Below are 21035 nucleotides of genomic sequence, written 5' to 3'. Positions count from 1 at the left end.
ATATGAATAATTTACCTCAATTTAACTCCGGTCAAATTGTAGCTATTGATGCTGAAAATACCTCTCTTTATGCCGAGGTAATTCAAGTCGTTATCCTGCGCCAAGTCTGTTGGGTGCGTCCCTTAATGCTCGTGGAATTGACCACAGAAAATCAGCCCCTTTGCTATGATTTGCGAGACAGTGCTGATTTGATTTGGCCCTGGGAGTTATTTAGGGTAGCTTTGGATACAGAAGTAATACCTTTTTTAGTCGCATTAAATCCCCCAGAGCAAAAGCCGGAAATGTTACCCCGAAACCATCAACGGTTTCGAGAGTTTATTTCCCAAATTTGGCTCAATCATTCCCAGGTTTTTCGGGGAGTTAGATAAAGATTCCCTTTCCCCTTGACAAATCCTAGGGATTGACTTATACTTATATCATGGGAAAATGTGGCGGCATATATATGGCTTTCCGGGAAGGAACCGAAGACCTCCACCACCAGATTAATCTAGTAGTTGTATATTTAACTCCTCCAACGTCTCCGAATTTTCATCAATAGTAATAGTATTAGGTTGCACCTGCGACCTACCGTTAACCTTGAGCTGATAAGTTCCGGGTCGCAATTGTTCCAGATAATAAACTCCCGCCGCATTAGTAATTGATAAACTCGCCGAACGTCCATCACTATCAAAAGCCTCAACTCGCGCACCTAAAATCGGTTCTCCCAGCGTATTGGTAACTACTCCAGCAATGGTATAAGAAGCAGCCAGAGGAATGAGAATAGGTGTATAACTCCCCTCCGCCACCTGTACAGCAAAAGCCGTTTCTAGGGGTTGAAAATCTGGGGGAAAACCTGCCGGGTCTAAGTCTACACGATACATTCCGGGGTTAAGATGTACGAGAAAACGACCATGATGCCAAATCATTTGTGTAGGTCTAACCAATTCATTATCGATAATCAGAAACTCCGAACTATCCGCATATATTTCCTCACTCGAATCTAGTTTACCGTTATTATTTAGGTCATAAAAAGGTTGAATTAATAACCCTCCCTGTTGACGCATACGGTCAATGCGTCTGTGACCCGGACTAATTCCCTGTTGTAGTCCTAAACTGGAAACTAATTGCAGACTAAAACGGTTTTGGTCAGAAGTTAAAGATACACCTTCATAGCGCGCCTGTAATAATACCCCTGGTATAATAGTCGTTCCTAATGTACTATATAATCCATGTCCTTGGGAACCGACACCATAGCCTAATTCAACCTGCCAAAGTAACTCACCAAAAGCAGTTCTAACCGGAGACCTATAACTCCAATAAGCCGTTAATAAATTATCCCCAGGTCGGGAACTTCTGGGAGAATTGACAGTATCATAATTAAGGAATATAGAATTATTAGCGTCCCAACGATAGGATAATTGGGAATTAGTGCGACTATCCCTAGAGGCGGAATTAGCATAGCCGAGAGGAATATTAAAACCTCTCTGAAATAGGTAAAAGTTGCCGAAACGTTGGTTAAGATGCCAATTTATAGTTTCATCTGTATCAACACTGACACGGATATTAGTAGAAAAATTGCGCCTACCCCAAAAATATTGCAGACCCAAACTCGAAGACCTATCCAAATCCCCACTCCCAAATAATGTCAATCCCCGCCAAAGTCTCCAATTGAGACTATACCAAGTTCTATCAAAGTCACTATTGAAAGTTGCATAAAATTGTCGAGAATCCCAAACCACATCGGCATTAATATTAGCATCATCCCCCACAAAGCCAGAAATACCTACTCGCAAAGGTGTTCCTTTAGGCTGATAAAAAACTTCCGCTAAACCACGGGTAGATGAATCATAAACGCCACCTAAACCGACTGTTAAATCTTCAGTTATCCCCCAACGCTGAGAAACTCCGGCATTAAATTCGTTGAGTTCTCCCCAAAAATCATGACCGGGATTAAAACGACGCTGCCACCCCCCAGAAATTACTAATGCTGATGCTCCTTGAGGCAGTTGTTCTGGTAAAATGGTAAACCTAGCTTCTTCTATGATGGGTTCACTAATTAGAGAACCGCCAGGGTAAAGTAAAACATAGTAATTTCTGCCAACCTCTCTACCTACAGGAACATTATCAAAACGGTAAAAGCCAGAATTATCGACAAACTGTTCTGCTATGACTTCCCCACGATAACGACTCGATACCAGTTGTGCTAAAGTTCCTGGTTCAGCATTACCTGTTATGGTGGGGGTGACTTGTTCTGGTTGCAAACGTTGGCGAGGGTTGGCGGCACCACTACCCAATAATGAACTAGGAGAATATCCCCGCCTTTGAATAGTAGTAAATCCCCAAAAGTCACCTGTAGTCCTTTGGTCTCGCCAAAATCGCCGTTGAGAACCTAAAAAATAATCGCTAGATTCAGTTTGGCGGATGATTTGAAATTCGGATAATCGCCAGGTTTCGCTGTCGGTTATGTCTCCCTGATTAAGGGTGAGAAACCAACTACTATCTAAAACTGTTCCGACGGCGGATAGGCGACCTGTGTTGTTCAGGTCAAAACCTTGGTTTTTGGTAAGATTAACCCGCTGTTCTATCATACCAATGTTAAAGTTGGGGGGGGAAATTTCTGGCAATCCTTCTAAAATTACTGGGGGTCTTTCCCGGCTGGTTCTTCTCCCCCTTCTGACTTCGGGGACATCAAAAATAATTGCATATTCCCGAAAACTAAATTCTGATTCAATATCAAATAAGTCTTGAATATCTTGCACAGAAAGGACTAACCCTAATTCGGGGTCGTTGCGAATTTCATCGAGGTTAAGGCGGACAATTTTAAAAGGCGATCGCAATTCGACTTCATTATCTGATATAACTGTAGATGTAAACTGTAGAACCTGCAAAACTTCATCATAAGGAATTAGCCAATCCCCAAAATTTATCACCTCATTATCCGTTACTGACCCGCGCACAAATACCCCAGTTTTAACATTGCGCCGACCAGCATTTAAGCCAATAATAAAAATCGTGAATTCCGGTGATTCTGGGGTAATTTCCTCTGTGATATCTGGGAAACTCCCAGCAGATTGTATCCACAAATTTTCAACAGCCATCAGGGTCAATAACTGCAAACCATAAAATAAACACTTATAAATATTTGGCATAACTCAGTGTTAAAACTGCCTTGCTTACCGTCAGATTATGGCAGTATTTTCCTGATAATATACTCCATTAATCACGATATTAAGGAACGGTAAATGTTACGCTGAATGGGATTTTGTTATTCCGGTTTACTCCCCAACCCAAATTCCCAGAAAGTTGATAATCTCCCGGTTCAAGGGGTTGATTAGAATTGATATTAACCAAACGTTCTTTTTCCGCAATCACGGTAGTATCTACACCACGACCACTCTGGATTTCTTGATTTCCTTGAGAAATTACCCATTCTGGTTGCACAATCACACTGGCTTGTCCACTATTACGAACCAATAACTGTAAACGATTCGACTCGGGATTATAGCGAACATTAACAATATCTAAATCGTGAGAAATATCTCCCTTGCGAACATAGACTGCTACCCCAATTTGAGGAACAATAGTCGTCCTTAATACAAAATTTCCGGTTTCATCTGTTTGTTCCTCAATGATGGCTTCTAAATTTTCGGTAATTAGCATTGCTCGATATTCTCCATCAGGTAAACTCGGCGGGACACGAGCAATAAACCGAATGCGGCGCTGGTCTCTACCAGGGACTTCTAATTCGCGAGGGGAAAACTGTAGATAGGGGGTCAAATCGTTATCACTTGATTCTAAAAATTGAAATCCCTGTTCAGCATCGTAGGTAAAGGGAAGGCTAAAAATTCTGGCTCGAAAATTTTGATCACCAACGTTAGAAACGGCGATGGTTCCCTGTGCTTGACCTCGGTTGATTTCGGTTTCTATTACCATGGGAGAAACCCGCACGTCGGCTGTGGCTGCACCAGGCAATAATAACAAACTTGATAGCAAAATTTTGCTAAAATAGGATAAAATGCGCGACATCTCAGTAGATTATGATGGTTAATTTCTGTGATGATTAGCAGGTCTACTATTGCTTAATCAGGAATTGCGGTCACTGTAATAGTGTATTTGTAGGTTCCGGCAGGCATAATCTCACCGTCATGGCTTACTTCCAGAGAAATCTGGAAATCCTGAGTAGTTCCGCCATTAATTTGGGTAATAGCAGTTGTAGCACTATCTCCCTGCCAGTGTAGCTGATTATTAATCAAAGCGCGTAAATTAATGGGTTGAAATTCACGGGGTGCTTCATCTTGTCTGACATTGGTTATACTTAACTTAGCGTCAGTGTTACATAAAACTTCTACTTCAGCAGGCTCATCAGTTACCAATTGAGCGAGATTTACATCATTGAGTTTTAATGTACCATTCCTAGTAGTAAAAAATTCACAGGATTTCTCAACATCAGTAGTAACCTCAACTGTGGTTTCTGAACCTGTGGCTAAGACTTGCACGGGAAATGTCACAACGCCGACAATACCGAGAGTTATGACTACCCATAAAGGACGTAATATCATATTTTTGGCGTTCCTAAACCAGTTTTTTGGCTTTGCTTTGACTAGATAGGTAAATCAACTTTGGGGTTTGGGATTGACTGCCAAATCAGCAATTAGGAAAACAACCACCAGGGAGAATTAGAGTTTTTAGGCTCAATTCTCCCTGACATAAAAGTTACCTATATTGGCTGTCAATCAGCCTATCCTAATTTTAGCTCTAGTTAGGGGTAGCGGTGATAGTCACACGATAACGATATAATCCATTAGGTACTGGCTCAAACCCTTCATTATCGCCAACAATCATGGCAATTTGTAAAGTCAAGTCTTCAGCATTAGGAATCTCTAACTCTTCAGTTTCGTTAGGCCACCAATCAAAGTTCTCTCCGGTACCAGAAGTTGTATACTGCCCATCTGGACGATAAACTACAGCATGAGCAATATTACCATTAAAGGCGGCGGGTGCTGCTAGCTGAACAGGTTGAGCCACGCTTACAGTTCCACCAACGTTACAATTGATGGTTACTGTCCCTGCTGTACCTAAATTGCCCGCATTAGTACCTCTAGAGGCTTCTAGCCACCATTGAGTTGCATTATCATCATCTTTAGCCAAAATACCATTTTGCAGGTCGCTAAACACGCAAACTGTACCTATAATACCCTCAAATTCTGCATCTATAGTAACTGGATCTGCTATGACTTGTGGCGCAAAAGCCATAGAAGCGAGAATTGCTAGACCACTAGCAACAGTTAAGTTATGTAATTTCATATTGATAGACTCCTGGTTAATTGGTGAGATGGGGTTTGGTTTATTGAGGCATTAGTAGAGGGCTGTTTCTCTAACCAATCATTATATCAAGCAAATGTTGCTTTGTGCAGGGCAAAAGTCTATAAATCCCTTTGCTGGCAAGGGTTTTAGCTTTTTTTTCATCCAACGCCCTTTTTACGGTTGCACTTGACTATCTGGGAAAACTAGGATGTTAACTGGGTTAAAGAAAAGAAGGCAGATTAGACGATCGCCAGCCTAGAACATTCTCTATTGATGGGATGTGTGGCAAAATCAGGGTCAGAATTAGGGATGTTGGGGATTCTGAATCAAAAAGCCCGTCTTAGTTAACTTCCCCGCAACCGAGACTCCCGTAACACGAGGATAGGCGAGGGATGAAGCACTTTTCAAGCATTCCCAAACTATCCCTAGTGGTAGGGGTAGTTTAGGAGTGCTTTTGACTAGACCCTGAAGCAAGCTAACAATGTTATTGAAAGCTCTAACTATTGGCGATATAGCGATATAAATATCGCGTCTTTAACTAAGATATCATACTTTTTCTCATTTTTATATCCGATTTGTGCAACTTTTTCAAGGTTGAGGGATATTCCCCGAAGCAACGATAGAATTGTTCGGAAAATCTGCCCATGTGGGAGAAGCCGTGGGCGCTGGCGATCGCATAAATGGTGCTTGGGTCTGCACTACGTCCGCAAAGTTGTTCCCGGACGGCGTTCAGTTTGCGGGCGCGAATATATTGCTGTACCCCTACGCCGGTAATTTCTTTGAAGGCGTATTGCATGGCTCTGGGGGAAATGCCAAGCTGTTGACATAACTCCTCATTGGTGAAGTTTTTGGCTAAATTACTGTCGATCATGGCCTGGACTGTGGCAAAGATCCAATACCGTCGAGTGGGTTTGAAAATTTGGCGATCGCCACGCTGTTCAAAGGTATGGTCTAATAATTCCCGAAACTGACACAAAAATTTTTCTCGCAACAGTGCGGCTTCCTGGGGAGTCAAAAGACCTCGATGATACAGACATTCAGCGGTAGGAAACCACTGCTGCATAAATCTGGTGAAGTTGGCAAACCTAATGGGGTGGACGGTCAAAACTGCTTGATTCGGGTCCTGGCTATTTTCCCAAAATTTCTCTGGTAATAGGTCCAGGTTGGCTAGGAGTTCATCATTAAAACAAATATATAAACCATGCCAACCGGGGGGAAAACCTGATGTATATTCGATCTGGCTGCGATGAACGGCGATCGTATTACCAATGGGGTCTGTATAGCCCATCCAAGACAATATGGGATGATGGGGATACAAGCCGAGGGCAAAATGGGTTTCTCCTTCGGGAATTACATGGCGATCGCTAAACAGATTTTCCGTGAAGAAATGCGCTATTTCTATCCCCGGAAAAGCTACTTCTCGATGTTCGATGCGAAATACTCCTTCTCCTAAATGAAACCCCTCTATCCAGGTGGGTAATACTTCACTCTGAGAGTCTAGCGCCAAGGCTCGGCGAACGTTGTACTCAGCACACATGGGGTTATACAGATCTATACGGTTGACCATAATCGGGTTCAATATATGGGGATTAGTTGTAACACCCAATAATTGATGATACAACGGTTAAATGTGCCTTCATCCTACCAAAATTTCTGCCGGATAATTCTATCTTTCCTCTTGACAAACTCCCATGATTTGACATATACTAGAAGCATGGGAAAATGTGCGGGCATATATATCAGTTTTTTAGTTATCCTTGATATATTCGGGCATTCTCCTGGAACTATCTGTAATTGGGGCAGTTTCTGAGACTCCTTCCACCACCTTTAGGGGGACTGGGGGGGTTTCGGCTACTTCCTCACCTCCCCAGGAGAATATTATAGCGTTTCTCATCTCCTAAGGTACGGCCCTCACCCCAAACCCCTCTCCCAGAAAGAGAGAGGGGCTTGGAAACGTACCTCATGAGTCCGGGAACTGCTATAATCAACCTTCCCTCTGTCGAGAGGGTTTTGGGTGGTGTAACTAAGGAGTGATTTTACTGATAAGTTATCCCCGCATTTCGCATTCTGTCTATGGCTTCTTGAATGCGGCTTTCTTTGTTAGTTAAAGCAATGCGGATAAAACCTTCTCCCGCCGCGCCATAACCGTTACCAGGGGGGACAATCACGCCGCATTTCTCTAATAGCAATTTGGCAAATTCTGTGGAAGTGTAATTGCTGGGAACCGGGACCCAAATATATAATGTGGCTTTGGGGGGTTCAATTTTCCAACCGAGAGAACGCAATCCTGAAATGACTAAATCGCGGCGATGTTGATAAATATCATTCAGCTTTTGACGGTCTGACTCTGGGGTTAAATAAGCAGCGATCGCGGCTTTTTGAATAGCTTTAAATACACCAGAATCCACATTAGTTTTAACTTGGCTTAATCCCTTAATCCCGATTTGATTACCGACGACAAACCCAATGCGCCACCCGGTCATATTATAGGATTTAGACAGGCTATGAAACTCAATAGCAATATCTTTGGCACCGGGAACCTCTAGGACACTGGGCGCTCGATAACCTTCATAACAAACCTCGGAATAGGCGTTATCATGGCATAGTAGAATGTCGAACTTTTGACAAAAATCTACCATGGTGCTAAAGTCTTGTAAGGTGGCGATCGCCCCGGTGGGATTGTTCGGGTAGTTTACCCAAAATAATTTAGCCCGCCTAGCTATCTCCTCTGGAATTGCTTGTAAATCGGGTAAAAAGCCATTTTCCGGCTGTAGGGGAACATAGTAAGGCTCTCCCCCGGCGAAGAGGGTAGAAGTGCGATACACTGGATACCCAGGATCGGGGATTAAGACAATATCCCCAGCTTCCACAAAAGCTAAGGCTGTGTTGTGGATAGCTTCCTTAGAACCCACAGAGGAGATGATCTCGGTTTCTGGGTTTAAGCCATTCACCCCAAAGCGACGAGACATCCAAGCGATCGCCGCCTCCCGGTATTCTATCATACCCCGATAGGGCGGATAGTTGTGGTTGGAGGGGTCTTCAATGGCATCGTGCATAGCCACCCTGATATGATCCAAAGTGGGCTGGTCAGGATCACCCACTCCAATATTAATTATATCTACCCCTTGAGCAACCAGTTCTATGCGTCTCCGGTCAATTTCAGCAAACAGGTAGGGGGGGATTTTTTCTAAACGTTTAGCAAACTGCATTATCACTCACAGGGGGTTGGTTCATTAGGTATAAGCCAGAAAATTATACCAGAAAACTCTTACAACCCAGCCATGAACAGCAGTAAATGAACGGCGATGTCAACCCTGTTATCGCCTCAATTACAGGCTTTTTAGTTAAATTATTGCCAAAAGAAAATCGGCAGCAACAACAACTCTAAATTAAATGCAACAGTTTCGGGTTCAAGGTGACCCAGGTTGATTAACTGTGTTAGGTTCCGAACCTAGGGACTAGGTACTAAGCGAATACGTCCGGCATCCATTTCGTCCATCAGTAATTCTAAGGCTTCATAATCCACATCGGAAATATAACCCAGTCGAGTCAGTTCATAGTTAATCCCGTTTTCGATTTCGGGGGTGAGACATCTAAAGTAAAGTGCTTTAGATACCAGTTGTCGAATTCCATTGGTGGCTGACATGAGTAGTCAAGTAACTCAACTTATGTTAATTCTCCAACCAATAAACAGTCTGGCTGGTGATTTATATCTCCTAAATATGTGATCTAAATCACCCAGCCTGGCCCTTGGGGGTTGGTGATAGCAGAAATTAAGATGCTGCTATATTATGAGACAATCAAACAGTTTTTATCTGTGTTGTTTTATACACTTCTTATGGTCTCATGACAAGTTCAGCGCCTAGGAATAAGTTAACAAAAACTTAATCTTTGTGCCACCGGTAATATAGCACCTGCCCCATCAAATATGGCCAGCCACCCCAAACATAGAAAATATCGACGATATTTTAATTCAAAAAATCTGGATATCTATCAACTAATTATCAGCCCCAAAACCCAGGAAATAGGCAGCCAGGAAGTCCTGTAGTGAATCAGGAAAATTTAATTTACCAGAATTGCACCGATGATGTATAATGGTGGTATATGCGTCATTTCTCAGCCCAACATCATCAAAACGTATAAGTAAAGATTGCCGATTAAGAATCAGAAGAGGTAGAAAGTGGCAGTTTCAGTCAAAGAATTAATCACACCAGAAATCAACCAACCAGCGCGATATTTAGGTAATGAATTAGGGGCGAAACACAAACCCTGGGAATCAGCGGCAGTGCGCTGGTCTCTCACGTATCCAGAAATCTATGAGGTAGGAGCCTCGAACCTGGGGCATATAATCCTCTATAATATCATCAATACGCAGCCCCGACAATTATGCGATCGCGCCTATTTACCGGCGGCGGATCTGATCACAAAACTGCGAGAGACGCAAACCCCGTTATTTGCGGTAGAGTCCCGCCGTCCTCTGAGGGAATTTGACATTCTGGGGTTTAGCCTCAGCTACGAACTAGGGGCCACGAACATTCTAGAAATGCTGGATCTTGCCCAAATTCCCCTAACCTGGAAACAAAGGCAGAATCGGGATGGACAAACCCCCCTAGGAGAAATACCGCTAATCTTCGCGGGAGGTCAAACGGCGACATCGAACCCGGAACCCTACGCGGACTTTTTCGATTTTATCGCCCTAGGGGACGGAGAGGAACTCCTCCCGGAAATAGGTTTAGTGATAGAAGAAGGGAAAGCGGCAGGGTTAACCCGGGAACAACTGCTGTTAGACCTAGCCCAAGTGCCAGGGGTATACGTTCCCCAATTCTATGATATGGCAGGGGATGGGTCAATCCATCCCAACCATCCAGAAGTCCCCACAACGATTCTCCGCCGGGTGGCAGCCCCGATGCCTGCCTATTCGATTACAATGGTTCCATTGGTGCAAACAGTTCACGATCGCCTAGCGATAGAAGTGAGACGAGGCTGCACCCGTGGCTGTCGTTTCTGTCAACCGGGAATGTTAACCCGTCCGGCTAGAGACGTGGAACCGGAAGCGGTGGTAGAGGCGATCGCCAAAGGGATGAAAGCAACGGGATATAATGAATTTTCCCTATTATCCCTAAGCTGTTCAGACTACCTATCATTACCCGCAGTGGGAATGGAAATCAAAAACCGTCTGCGTGACAGTAACGTATCCCTATCCCTACCCAGTCAACGAGTCGATCGCTTTGACGAAAACATTGCCAACATCATTGGCGGGACCCGCACCAGTAGCCTGACCTTTGCACCAGAAGCAGGGACCCAAAGAATGCGGGATGTCATCAATAAGGGACTAACCAATGAGGAATTGTTACGAGGAGTAAAAACCGCCTACGAACAAGGTTGGGATAAAATCAAACTATACTTTATGATCGGCTTGCCGGGAGAAACGGATACTGATGTCCTGGGTATCGCCGAAACCGTCCGCTGGTTGCAGCGCCAATGTCAGGGACACCGCCGCCGACCCCTCAGCATTAACCTGACCATTTCTAATTTTACCCCCAAACCCCATACACCCTTTCAGTGGCACAGCGTATCAACTACAGAATTTCAACGCAAACAGCAATTGCTAAAAGCTGAATTTCACCGCCTCAAAGGGGTTAAAGCCAACTTTACCGACGTGCGGATCTCGGCTATGGAAGACTTTATCGGTAGAGGCGATCGCCGACTAGGGCCAGTAGTCCAACGAGCTTGGGAACTAGGGGCCGGAATGGATGCCTGGTGGGAAAGCCTAGATCGTGCCTTCGCCGCCTGGACCCAAGCCATAGAGGAGTCGGGGTTAGGCTGGAAATATCGGCAAGTAGAAGCGGGGGAATGGAACCTCATGGAAAACGCGATCGCCGAGGACAGCCAGGACCACAGCCACCGTGAACAACTACTAGACCAACCTCTACCTTGGGACCATATCAACACCGGAATAGACAAAAACTGGCTGAAACAAGACCTACAAAAGGCGATCGAAGCGGCCACAGTTCCCGACTGTTCCTTCGCCGCCTGTTCCCATTGTGGGGTATGTGGTCCAGAATTAGGCCATAACCTAGTATTTACACCCCCACCCATTCCCGAATTTGTCGGTCATTTTGTCCCGCCTTCCCAACGAGTCCAACGGGTGCGAGTCTGGTTTGGCAAATTGGGAGACATGGCATTAGTCGGACATCTTGACCTGATGAAAGTGTTTGATCGGGCTGTCAGACGCGCAGAATTGCCCATATCCTTCACGGGAGGCTATCATCCAGGCCCCCGTATATCCCCCGCCAATGCACTGCCTTTAGGGACCACTAGCACCGGGGAAATCGCGGATTTTGACCTGGCGGAGACTATGGAACTACAAACCTTTCAACAGGAACTATCCGCCTCTCTCCCCGACAACTTACCCATTTATCGGGTCGCAGAAGTGGACGTTAACTCGCCGGCGATCGCCGAAACCATAGAACACGCTACCTATATCATCCATTTACAAGCCACAGATGAGACTATTACCCCGAATCATTGGGCAAGTTGGGTGCAGGCTGTACTCAACAGTTCAGAAATCTTGTGGGAAAAAACTACCAAATCGGGTAGAATCAGAATTATTAACCTGCGTGAGCAGTTATTACAACTAGAGGCGATCGCGAAAGAAACAGTCAAAATTCCACTATGGGAATTAGACCAACCACCCCAAAACGCTACCCTATTGCGTTATTTGGGAACCTGTCGCAATGATGGAACTCAAGTGCGACCTGAACAAGTGGTTTATATGCTAGAACAAGTTAGCGGCCAGGAATTGCAACTAATTTCCATCCACCGAGAACATCTAGCGCTACGCGCCGAGGTTACAGGTGCGGCTGATTTGGGGTATAATGATCTAATCTGTACAAAACCTGATTAACCCTAAGACCTAAGCCTAATTTAGGCGATCGGGTTGAGGGTTATAACCAAGGTAGAGTCAGGCTTGGCCTGTTTCAAGTGGTAAGCGTTGGATATAAGCGCCCAGATTTATCCATCTTCCTCCTTCCTCTATGATCACTCCTGCTAACCCTGTCGGGTTAACCGTGAGGGGGCTCTGGTGGAATGATGCCGAATCGCCCGCTACAGTTCTGGAATCAGACTTAAAATCATTATTGCAGGACTTGGGTTGGGCTGACGGAAGATGATCACCAAAATTGGTTCGTGAAAATCGGACAAGAAAACAGGTAGGGGCGGGTATGTCAGACCACGCCGCTGCGGGAAAAAAGTAGGCGGGTGCTAGCGCCGCCATGAGAAACACAAGCAAAAAAACCCAGTTTCTTAGGAAGACCTTTTTTGAAAACCTGTAGGGGGGGTGCGCGAGGTACCCCGCACGGGATATGCTTTCGGGGAAACCAGCCCGGTAGGGTGGACCGCATCCCGATAATTGGCATAAACACGAAAAGCTTTCTGATGTGACGCACCAACCGAAGCAGGCTTTGTGCTGCGGGACACGCGACGGGGGAAACACCAGCCAACCTGTCGCGGTAGGGGCGGGTGCTATATCCGCCATTAGAAAAACCAGGCAACTTTCTGCACCCGCCCCCAGGATGTTATATCCGCCATTAGAAAAACCAGGCAACTTTCTGCACCCGCCCCCAGGATGTTATATCCGCCATTAGAAAAACCGGCCAACTTTCTGCACCCGCCCCCAGGATGCTATATCCGCCATTAGAGAAACCAGCCAACTTTCTGCACCCGCCCCCAGGGTGCTAGGTCTGCCTTATGAAAAACCGGCCAACTTTCTGCACCCGCCCCCAGGATGCTATATCCGCCATTAGAGAAACCAGCCAACTTTCTGCACCCGCCCCCAGGGTGCTAGGTCTGCCTTATGAAAAACCGGCCAACTTTCTGCACCCGCCCTACGCCAAACAACGAACTCACCCGCCTTTGTGTCACCGAAGACACAGGTTTCGATAAATGGTGATATGAATAAGACCAAAATTTCCCGCCGGGAGCAAAGTCTGCTGACAAGGGCTGCTAGTGTGAGTCCATTCGCCCCGCGCACACAGATGGTTATTGGGCACACGGCACGCTCTCTCATCGCTCTAGCCACCACAATATCAAGCTCACGCAGAGCCGCCTACTCGGTCAAGTGTTGCAAAGTTTTGAGGAAATTAAATGTCCAAGCAAATTATTATTGCAGAGCAGCATAGGATCGCTGCAGTTTTTTCTGAAGACGAGATTCAAGAACTTGTGGTGGCAACCGGAAACCAACAAGTTAGTGATATTTATTTAGGAATTGTTGAAAATGTCCTGCCCGGAATAGACGCGGCTTTTGTCAATATTGGCGACCCCGAACGCAACGGGTTTATTCATGTTTCCGATTTGGGACCGCTAAGATTAAAGCGATCGTCCGGTTCCATTACCGAACTATTGATGCCTCAACAAAAGGTTCTAGTCCAAGTGATGAAAGAACCCACCGGCACCAAAGGACCAAGATTAACAGGCAATATTACCCTACCAGGACGCTATCTCGTCTTAATGCCATTTGGCCGAGGTGTAAATCTGTCTCGCCGTATCCGCCTTGAGACAGAACGCAATCGCCTTAGAGCCTTGGCTATTTTAATTAAACCCTCTGGTATGGGTTTATTAGTCCGAACTGAAGCCGAAGGTATGGCAGAAGATGCCATTTTGGAAGATTTAGAAGCCTTACAAAAACAGTGGGAAGAAATCCAACAAGAGGCTACCTCTACCCGACCTCCCGCACTGCTGAATCGAGATAATGATTTTATTCAACGGGTGCTAAGAGATATGTATAGCACCGAAGTTAATCGCATTGTTGTAGATTCCGCTGATGGCATTAAACGAGTTAAACAGCATTTAGTCAATTGGAGTGTTGGTAAAACTCCTCAAGGAGTCTTGATTGACCACCACCGAGAACGTATCCCTATCCTTGAATATTTCCGGGTTAATGCTGCTATTCGAGAAGCACTACGCCCCAGAGTAGATTTGCCCTCTGGAGGATACATTATCATTGAACCAACAGAAGCCTTGACTGTTATTGATGTTAACTCCGGTTCCTTTACCCGCTCGGCAACTTCTAGGGAAACTGTCCTCTGGACTAACTGTGAAGCGGCTACCGAAATCGCCCGTCAACTGCGCCTACGCAATATCGCTGGGGTGATTATTGTTGACTTTATTGATATGGACTCCCGCCGAGATCAGCTACAAGTCCTTGAACACTTTAATAAGGTCTTGAAAGCAGATAAGTCTAGACCACAAATTGCTCAATTGTCTGAGTTGGGTTTGGTCGAGTTGACCAGAAAACGCCAAGGACAAAATATTTATGAGTTGTTTGGCCGCAGTTGTCCCACTTGTAACGGCTTGGGACATCTGATTCACCTCCCCGGAGAAGAACGCATAGGTACGGCTGAAGCCTCTGAACGATTCATGGTTGGCCCGAAAGCATTATCTAATGCCCCTGGTTTTGATACGGGAACTCGCACAGCAGCCGTAGACAACACTCGCCGAGTTCAGCCTGTCTCTTCTGCATCGTCCGCCTACCCTGGTACGCGCGATGATTCGGAAATGGTTGCGGATGTAACTGATACAGCAGGTAATTTCCCAGAGTTGGAGTTGCTTAATCATCCCAGTTATCAAGACATTGGCGGTAGTAGCAATATCCGCCGCCGCCGCCGCCGCCGTATTGGTGATCTTGAACCTTTAGTTCGCGAGGAAGAAGGAAATCGTTCTAACCTCCGCGTTAACTCCGCCAATACCTACAATGACACGACTAGGACGGAAGCTAATACCGATGTTCTCTTGAACGATCGCCAAGAACTTACTGAACGATTTCCTAAGTCGGTTAAGTCTGATTCTATCAAGGCTATCCCAGAACCTCCAGAAGTGGTGGCGGTGGAAATGACCGGGGATGAACAAGATGTTTATGCCCTCATGGGGATTTCTCCCTTGGTACTCTCTAATCAGTCAGTGAAAAATGCTAGAAATGCGATCGTAACAGTTCGTTTACCAGGTGATGCGCCTTTACCTCTGGCTACTATTTTGGAGGAGGAAACTGACACCACCCTCTCGTCTGCCTCGACTATCCCAATTCCTAATGTCGCACCTGTCCCTCCCACTGAAAATCTCCAGACTGAAGATGACCAAAACCTGGTTTCTGATGATGTAGAAGATACCACTGACGATTCTCAAGAGTCCCCAGAAATGACAGCATCTGGTGAACTGCACGACGAGGGTCCCGATTTCACAGAAACCAGCGAACTACCAGATCCTAATGATGAACTCGAAGATTCTGATTATATTTATGTCTCGGAAGATTCCGATAACTTGGAACTAGAGCCATCCGCTGAAAATACACCCGTTATTCGCCGCCGCCGTCGCCGTTCTTCGGCGGTCTCTGAGTGAGTATCCCTCGATTACCTATCAACTCCCTCCCCCTGTTTATTCAGGGGGAAAATTACCCCTTTGAACAACTGTCCTGGACTGCTGTGGCTGGTATAGATGAGGTGGGAAGAGGTGCTTGGTTTGGCCCGGTGGTGGCGGCGGCTGTACAACTGTCAGAAACAACTATCTTAGAACTGGCTGCGGCTGGGGTTAAAGATAGTAAAAAATTGACCCACAACGATCGCCTCAGTTTATCTACTTTAATTAGATCTAAGGCGATCGCTTGTCAAATTGGTTGGGCTTCGGCACGGGAAATAGACCGCCTAAATATTTTACAAGCTACCCAACTCGCTATGCGGCGATCGGTTCTTAAATTGCACCCGCCACCACAATTTTGTTTGGTTGATGGGAACAGACTTATCCCCAATCTGTCTATCCCTCAACAGGCGATCGTTAAAGGGGATAGCCATTGTATTGTCATCGCCGCCTCTAGTATTGTCGCTAAGGTATGGCGTGATGAACTTATGACCCGCTTAGATCGCACTTACCCACAATATGGTTTCGCTCAACACAAGGGATACGGCACTAAACAACATAAACAAGCCTTACAATCTTATGGTCCTTGTTTTCACCATCGTTTCTCCTTTGCTCCCGTCCGTCAATATTTCGAGTCGGGGGCGGGTTAACTCAGTGACGCACCCACCCGCCTGCCCCGCAGTCCCTAGTTTCCGGGTTGGCCATGCCATCATACAAATCTCACGCACCCTACAACCCCCTACCGTTAAGGCGGGGGCGGGTTAACTAAGTGGGCTGGTGAGAATCATGACTGACTGCGGAACTCCCCCCGACAACCACTTGACTATTGGGTTGGGTGGCAATTTCTTGCTCCTGTACCTCACAAGTCCATCGCTCATAGTCCGATAATAAATTGTGCATTAATCGCTGTTTTATCGTTAATAAAACGCTTTTAAGCAAACCGTTTCCAGTGGCTTCAATTATCGGTTTAGGAGTTAGCGACAACGGGTAGGGGACCTCCACCTGTACCTCAAGATCCGCTTGACCCATCAGATAGGTGATACCATTGATTTTGTACGGCGCTAATCTGCCATATAGGTTCAGCGAAAACCTCTGGTTAATGTATTCAATACCCCGAATTTCACAACCCCGCGATCGCAACCTTACCGTTCCATTCGCCAAAGCTGATACTTTCATATCTACTGTCGGTTGAATGGTCAGCATCATAAATGACAGGGGACGCATTTTTAAGCGAAAGCAGTCCGCCTCCAATCTCTGTAGCCTATTTGGATCAACTAAGGCGTTCACCAAACGTTGGGGCTGACGTAAATAGTGCTGGATCGGAATACTTTGCTCACCTACCGCAATTTCCACCGATTGGGAAGCTGTAAATCTATTAAGCATGGGAGACGGTATAAATCAACACTTGTTAACCTATATTAACAAAAATTAACTTTTTTTAATGTGACTGCCATCACCCCAAGTCCTCAAGTAGTCTTAGATTATTCTTAGATTATTCTTAGATTGGGGTTTTGGTGTTTAGTCTTTCCATCATAACCATCATATTGATGAGAACCTTGTAAAGAATTACAACAACCTCAATTCCGGGGAGTTCATTTATCCCTACCCCACTGGTCCTAAGTAAGCCAAGTTCAACTAGATAGACCGCCTTCGACCCCTGTTCACACTCCCCCAAACCTCACACCATACCAACCTAAATTTAATTGATTAGTGGTTAAAATGACTGTCTCTATTGCTCATTTGGGCCCCCCAGGTACTTATGCTGAGGCGGCGACTCTGGTTTATGCCGACTATCTAACCCAAACTACAGGACATAGACCTTTACTATGTCCTTATCCTAGTATCACCCAAACTCTACAAGCCGTCGCTAACGGTGATGTCGCTCTCGGAGTCGTTCCCGTCGAAAATTCTATTGAGGGTAGTGTTACTATTACCCTTGATGCTATCTGGAAACTAGATATAATTCGGATTCAACAGGGTCTGGTTTTGCCTATTTCCCACGCTTTATTATCTAACGCTCAGGAATTAGCAGACATTAAAACTGTCTACTCACACCCACAAGCCTTGGCTCAGTGTCAGGGATGGCTCGAAAAATTTCTCCCTAATGTTCAGGCTATCCCTACTAATTCCACTACAGAAGCACTCCAATATTTGCAGGAAACTACTACCGCTGCGATCGCATCTGGACGCGCTGCTGAACTTTATCAGTTACCTATTTTGGCTCATCCAATTAATGATTATCCTGACAATTGTACCCGATTCTGGGTCGTCAGTTTACAGCCTTGGCCTGGGGGTAATTATACTTCCTTAGCTTTTAGTGTTCCCGCTAATGTTCCTGGTGCTTTGGTTAAACCATTACAGATTTTTGCCCAACGCAATATTAATCTAAGTCGCATTGAGTCCCGTCCTACTAAGCGATCGCTTGGCGATTATTTGTTCTTTATTGATATTGAGGCTAACACTGATCATCAATCCGTGCGATCGGCTTTGCAAGAACTCAAAACTCACACCGAAACTCTCAAAATTTTTGGCAGTTATAGCATTCTTAACCATCAACCACAATCCCCATGTTGATTTTTTTTTCAACAAAAATTAATTGCGCCGCCCGTGGAGGGGTTGACAGGTGGCGGGAAATTATGGTAAGCTGGGAGGTAATTCCTGATAATGGGAGGCTTGACCAAAATAATTTTTAAGCACAGATTCCCATTATATAAATATGCTACCCCAACTCGCTCACTAAGTCAAGCCCCTTTTCCTGGTGAGGCTGGGCGCGAGGAGTGTTGATTTTTTTTTCAACATTTAATCTGGATAAATAAGCCCAGGCGCAGAATATTAACGAAAAAATCCCGCCGCCGTAGAGACAAGGGCTGCCTTGTCTCATGAGGCAGGCTTGGTCTGTTAACTACTGCCCTAATTTAGGGCATCCTTTAACACAGTTCTAGCAGCTAAATGATTGCGAGTTGAAGTCAGAATTTCAGCTTCCCTTTCCAAACGAGCTACAGTATCCTGCATTTCTAAAAGCATCTGTTGTTCCGATGCCACCCCATAGAGGTTACTAGCAACCCAGTAGGATAACTCTGTGGGTAAATCAGGAATATCATCGGGTAATTCGATGGGCTGATCCATTAACTTACTGGAAAGATGAACCACATCTCGCAGTAAATTAGCCACATCCTTAGCCAAAGGTCTAAGATCGGTAGTTGGTGGCTCATCTTCGATCCATTCCACCAAACCAACCAGATAAGGCTTTTCCCGGACAGCTTCGAGGACGCGAAATCGTTGTTGTCCCAAGGTCACAATTTTCATGCGATCATCAGGTAAACGCTGATACTGAATGACCTCAGCACAGCAGCCTACCGAAGCCACTTGTCCTTGAGTAGGATCGAACATCAACACCCCAAAGCGACGATCGCCATCTAGGATAGTGTTCATCATAATTCGATAACGGAACTCGAAAATATGTAAAGGTAGGGGTCGATGTGGAAACAGAACCACTTCCGGTAGCGGAAACAGGGGAAGTTCTCGAACAGCAAGAGAGGAAGATGATGCCATTGTCCCTTAGTACAGTGTGCGCTTCTTTCTTTATACTTTAGCCGATTTCGGACGACCCCTGTTTCGATCACCGAATATATTGAAGAGCGATCGCCCCTAGTGACCCTACAATTTCACCTCAATATCCACCCCTGCGGGTAAATCGAGTTTCATGAGAGCATCAATTGTTTTTGAGGAAGGTTGATAAATATCAATAATGCGGCGGTGAGTCCGGGTTTCAAAATGTTCTCGTGAATCCTTATCAACGTGGGGAGAACGTAGGACACAGTAAATACGTCTTTTAGTCGGTAAAGGAATCGGGCCGAGGGCCGTAGCTCCGGTGCGGTTAGCCGTATCGACGATCTTCTCGCAGGAGGTATCAAGTAAACGGCGATCGAAGGCTTTAAGACGGATGCGAATTTTTTGCTGCTGAATGGTAGCCATGGTCTAATTGTTTAGTTTTCGAGGTTCAGTTGAATTAAATAAGCAAGGTTAGAGAGAGCAGAAAAGTGTCCTCAACTCGGAGCACTTTCCTGCCACTTAATTGATCAGTTCAGAATCTAGCGATCGGATTCTAGTTCTAAGCCAGAATCTTAGCAACTACACCGGCACCAACAGTACGACCACCCTCACGGATAGCGAAACGCATCCCTTGCTCAATAGCGATCGGGCAGATCAGTTGTACAGTCATATTAATCCGGTCACCAGGGATAACCATTTCTGGAGTGCTGCCATCATCAGCAGTAAACTCATCAATAGTCCCGGTTACATCAGTAGTCCGTACATAGAACTGAGGACGATAACCTTTAAAGAAAGGAGTGTGCCGTCCGCCTTCTTCTTTCTTGAGGATATAAACTTCCGCCTCAAACTTAGTGTGAGGAGTAATTGATCCGGGTTTAGCAATTACCATACCCCGTTGAACATCATTTTTCTGAATACCCCGCAGGAGTAGACCGACGTTATCTCCTGCCATCCCTTCCTCAAGAGTTTTCTGGAACATTTCCGCCCCAGTTACAGTAGTGGTGCGGGTATCCTTAATTCCAATCAGTTCAACAGTTTCACCCACCTTGACTTTACCGCGTTCGATCCGGCCTGTAGATACCGTACCCCGACCAGTAATCGAGAAAACATCTTCCACAGCCATCAAGAAAGGCTTATCGATAGCGCGCTCAGGAGTGGGGATATAAGCATCCACTTCATCCATCAGAGCATGAATCTTGTCAACCCAATCATTCTCACCGCGAGCAGTTTTCGGGTTTTCAGTCAAAAAGTCCAATGCTTTCAAAGCAGAACCAGAAACAATGGGAATATCATCACCGGGGAAATCGTATGAACTTAGCAGTTCGCGAACTTCCAATTCCACCAGTTCCAGTAGTTCCTCATCATCTACCATATCGGCTTTGTTCAGGAAAACCACGATACTAGGAACCCCTACCTGTTTCGCCAGCAGGATATGTTCACGGGTTTGAGGCATAGGACCATCAGCCGCTGAAACCACCAGAATTGCACCATCCATTTGGGCAGCACCAGTGATCATATTTTTCACATAGTCAGCGTGTCCCGGACAGTCAACGTGAGCATAGTGGCGTTGTTCAGTTTCATACTCAACGTGAGCGGTATTGATGGTAATACCCCGCTGCTTTTCTTCAGGAGCCGCATCAATGTCATCATACTTACGAGCTTTAGCTCCACCAGAGGCAGCTAATGTCATGGTAATAGCAGCAGTCAGCGTTGTTTTACCGTGGTCAACGTGACCGATCGTACCAATGTTAACGTGAGGTTTGTTCCGTTCAAATTTTGCGCGTGCCATATTA

Annotated in this window: 17 protein-coding genes; 5 read left to right on the top strand and 12 right to left on the bottom strand. The window is 45.6% G+C overall.

The genetic code is table 11. The features are described from left to right. Positions 1-2 precede the first annotated feature (2 nt). A complete protein-coding gene (locus NLZ44_RS07040) occupies positions 3-368 on the top strand; it encodes a hypothetical protein (protein WP_111894665.1) in 366 nt (121 codons plus the stop codon). A 114-nt stretch (positions 369-482) separates the two neighbouring features. Here NLZ44_RS07040 and NLZ44_RS07035 read toward each other — a convergent pair whose 3' ends face one another. From NLZ44_RS07035 to NLZ44_RS07000, 8 genes are all read right to left on the bottom strand, one after another. After that, positions 483-3128, bottom strand: coding sequence for a carboxypeptidase-like regulatory domain-containing protein (locus tag NLZ44_RS07035; RefSeq protein ID WP_493752300.1), 2646 nt, complete (start codon positions 3126-3128; stop codon positions 483-485). Between the two features lie 79 nt (positions 3129-3207). Next, positions 3208-4005 carry a fimbrial biogenesis chaperone gene (locus NLZ44_RS07030; protein WP_493752299.1) on the bottom strand — a complete coding sequence of 266 codons (798 nt, stop codon included), beginning with the start codon at positions 4003-4005 and terminating at the stop codon, positions 3208-3210. A 53-nt stretch (positions 4006-4058) separates the two neighbouring features. Further along, positions 4059-4538: a hypothetical protein gene (locus NLZ44_RS07025; RefSeq protein ID WP_493752298.1), complete on the bottom strand. Its 480-nt coding sequence runs from the start codon at positions 4536-4538 to the stop codon at positions 4059-4061. 196 nt (positions 4539-4734) lie between these two features. Continuing rightward, positions 4735-5283: a hypothetical protein gene (locus NLZ44_RS07020; protein WP_493752297.1), complete on the bottom strand. Its 549-nt coding sequence runs from the start codon at positions 5281-5283 to the stop codon at positions 4735-4737. Positions 5284-5821: 538 nt separating this feature from the next. Further along, positions 5822-6850 (bottom strand): AraC family transcriptional regulator, encoded by a 1029-nt coding sequence (locus NLZ44_RS07015; RefSeq protein WP_493752296.1) that lies wholly within the window; start codon positions 6848-6850, stop codon positions 5822-5824. A 180-nt stretch (positions 6851-7030) separates the two neighbouring features. Continuing rightward, positions 7031-7177: a hypothetical protein gene (locus NLZ44_RS07010; RefSeq protein ID WP_493752295.1), complete on the bottom strand. Its 147-nt coding sequence runs from the start codon at positions 7175-7177 to the stop codon at positions 7031-7033. Between the two features lie 142 nt (positions 7178-7319). After that, entirely contained in the window at positions 7320-8492 is a 1173-nt protein-coding gene (locus tag NLZ44_RS07005) for an LL-diaminopimelate aminotransferase (RefSeq protein WP_493752294.1), read from the bottom strand. Between the two features lie 242 nt (positions 8493-8734). After that, the gene (locus NLZ44_RS07000; RefSeq protein ID WP_493752293.1) at positions 8735-8929 is read right to left on the bottom strand and encodes a hypothetical protein; all 195 of its coding nucleotides are present in this window, start codon (positions 8927-8929) and stop codon (positions 8735-8737) included. A gap of 534 nt (positions 8930-9463) precedes the next feature. On the opposite strand from NLZ44_RS07000, the gene NLZ44_RS06995 reads away from it, so the two are divergent. From NLZ44_RS06995 to NLZ44_RS06985, 3 genes are all read left to right on the top strand, one after another. Beyond that, on the top strand, positions 9464-12190 hold the full coding sequence (locus tag NLZ44_RS06995; RefSeq protein WP_493752292.1) for a TIGR03960 family B12-binding radical SAM protein: 2727 nt from the start codon (positions 9464-9466) through the stop codon (positions 12188-12190). Positions 12191-13428: 1238 nt separating this feature from the next. Beyond that, positions 13429-15675, top strand: a complete 2247-nt coding sequence (gene rne / locus NLZ44_RS06990; RefSeq protein WP_493752291.1) for a ribonuclease E — start codon at positions 13429-13431, stop codon at positions 15673-15675. Next, on the top strand, positions 15672-16340 hold the full coding sequence (locus NLZ44_RS06985; protein ID WP_493752290.1) for a ribonuclease HII: 669 nt from the start codon (positions 15672-15674) through the stop codon (positions 16338-16340). The genes rne and NLZ44_RS06985 overlap by 4 nt, the downstream gene beginning before the upstream one ends. A 115-nt stretch (positions 16341-16455) precedes the next feature. Here the strand turns inward: NLZ44_RS06985 and NLZ44_RS06980 are convergent, their stop codons facing one another. Beyond that, positions 16456-17073 (bottom strand): DUF1997 domain-containing protein, encoded by a 618-nt coding sequence (locus NLZ44_RS06980; RefSeq protein ID WP_493752289.1) that lies wholly within the window; start codon positions 17071-17073, stop codon positions 16456-16458. Positions 17074-17409: 336 nt separating this feature from the next. Between NLZ44_RS06980 and pheA the strand changes: the two genes are divergently transcribed. Then, positions 17410-18264, top strand: a complete 855-nt coding sequence (gene pheA / locus NLZ44_RS06975) for a prephenate dehydratase (RefSeq protein ID WP_493752288.1) — start codon at positions 17410-17412, stop codon at positions 18262-18264. A 336-nt stretch (positions 18265-18600) separates the two neighbouring features. Here pheA and NLZ44_RS06970 read toward each other — a convergent pair whose 3' ends face one another. From NLZ44_RS06970 to tuf, 3 genes are all read right to left on the bottom strand, one after another. Next, positions 18601-19242, bottom strand: a complete 642-nt coding sequence (locus NLZ44_RS06970) for an LON peptidase substrate-binding domain-containing protein (RefSeq protein ID WP_493752287.1) — start codon at positions 19240-19242, stop codon at positions 18601-18603. A gap of 105 nt (positions 19243-19347) precedes the next feature. Beyond that, entirely contained in the window at positions 19348-19665 is a 318-nt protein-coding gene (gene rpsJ, locus NLZ44_RS06965; RefSeq protein WP_006619096.1) for a 30S ribosomal protein S10, read from the bottom strand. 136 nt (positions 19666-19801) lie between these two features. After that, positions 19802-21031 carry an elongation factor Tu gene (tuf, locus tag NLZ44_RS06960; RefSeq protein ID WP_493752286.1) on the bottom strand — a complete coding sequence of 410 codons (1230 nt, stop codon included), beginning with the start codon at positions 21029-21031 and terminating at the stop codon, positions 19802-19804. Positions 21032-21035: the final 4 nt, after the last annotated feature.

This window comes from Arthrospira sp. PCC 9901 (genome assembly GCF_059013425.1).
This window is presented reverse-complemented; position numbering and strand designations above follow the sequence as displayed.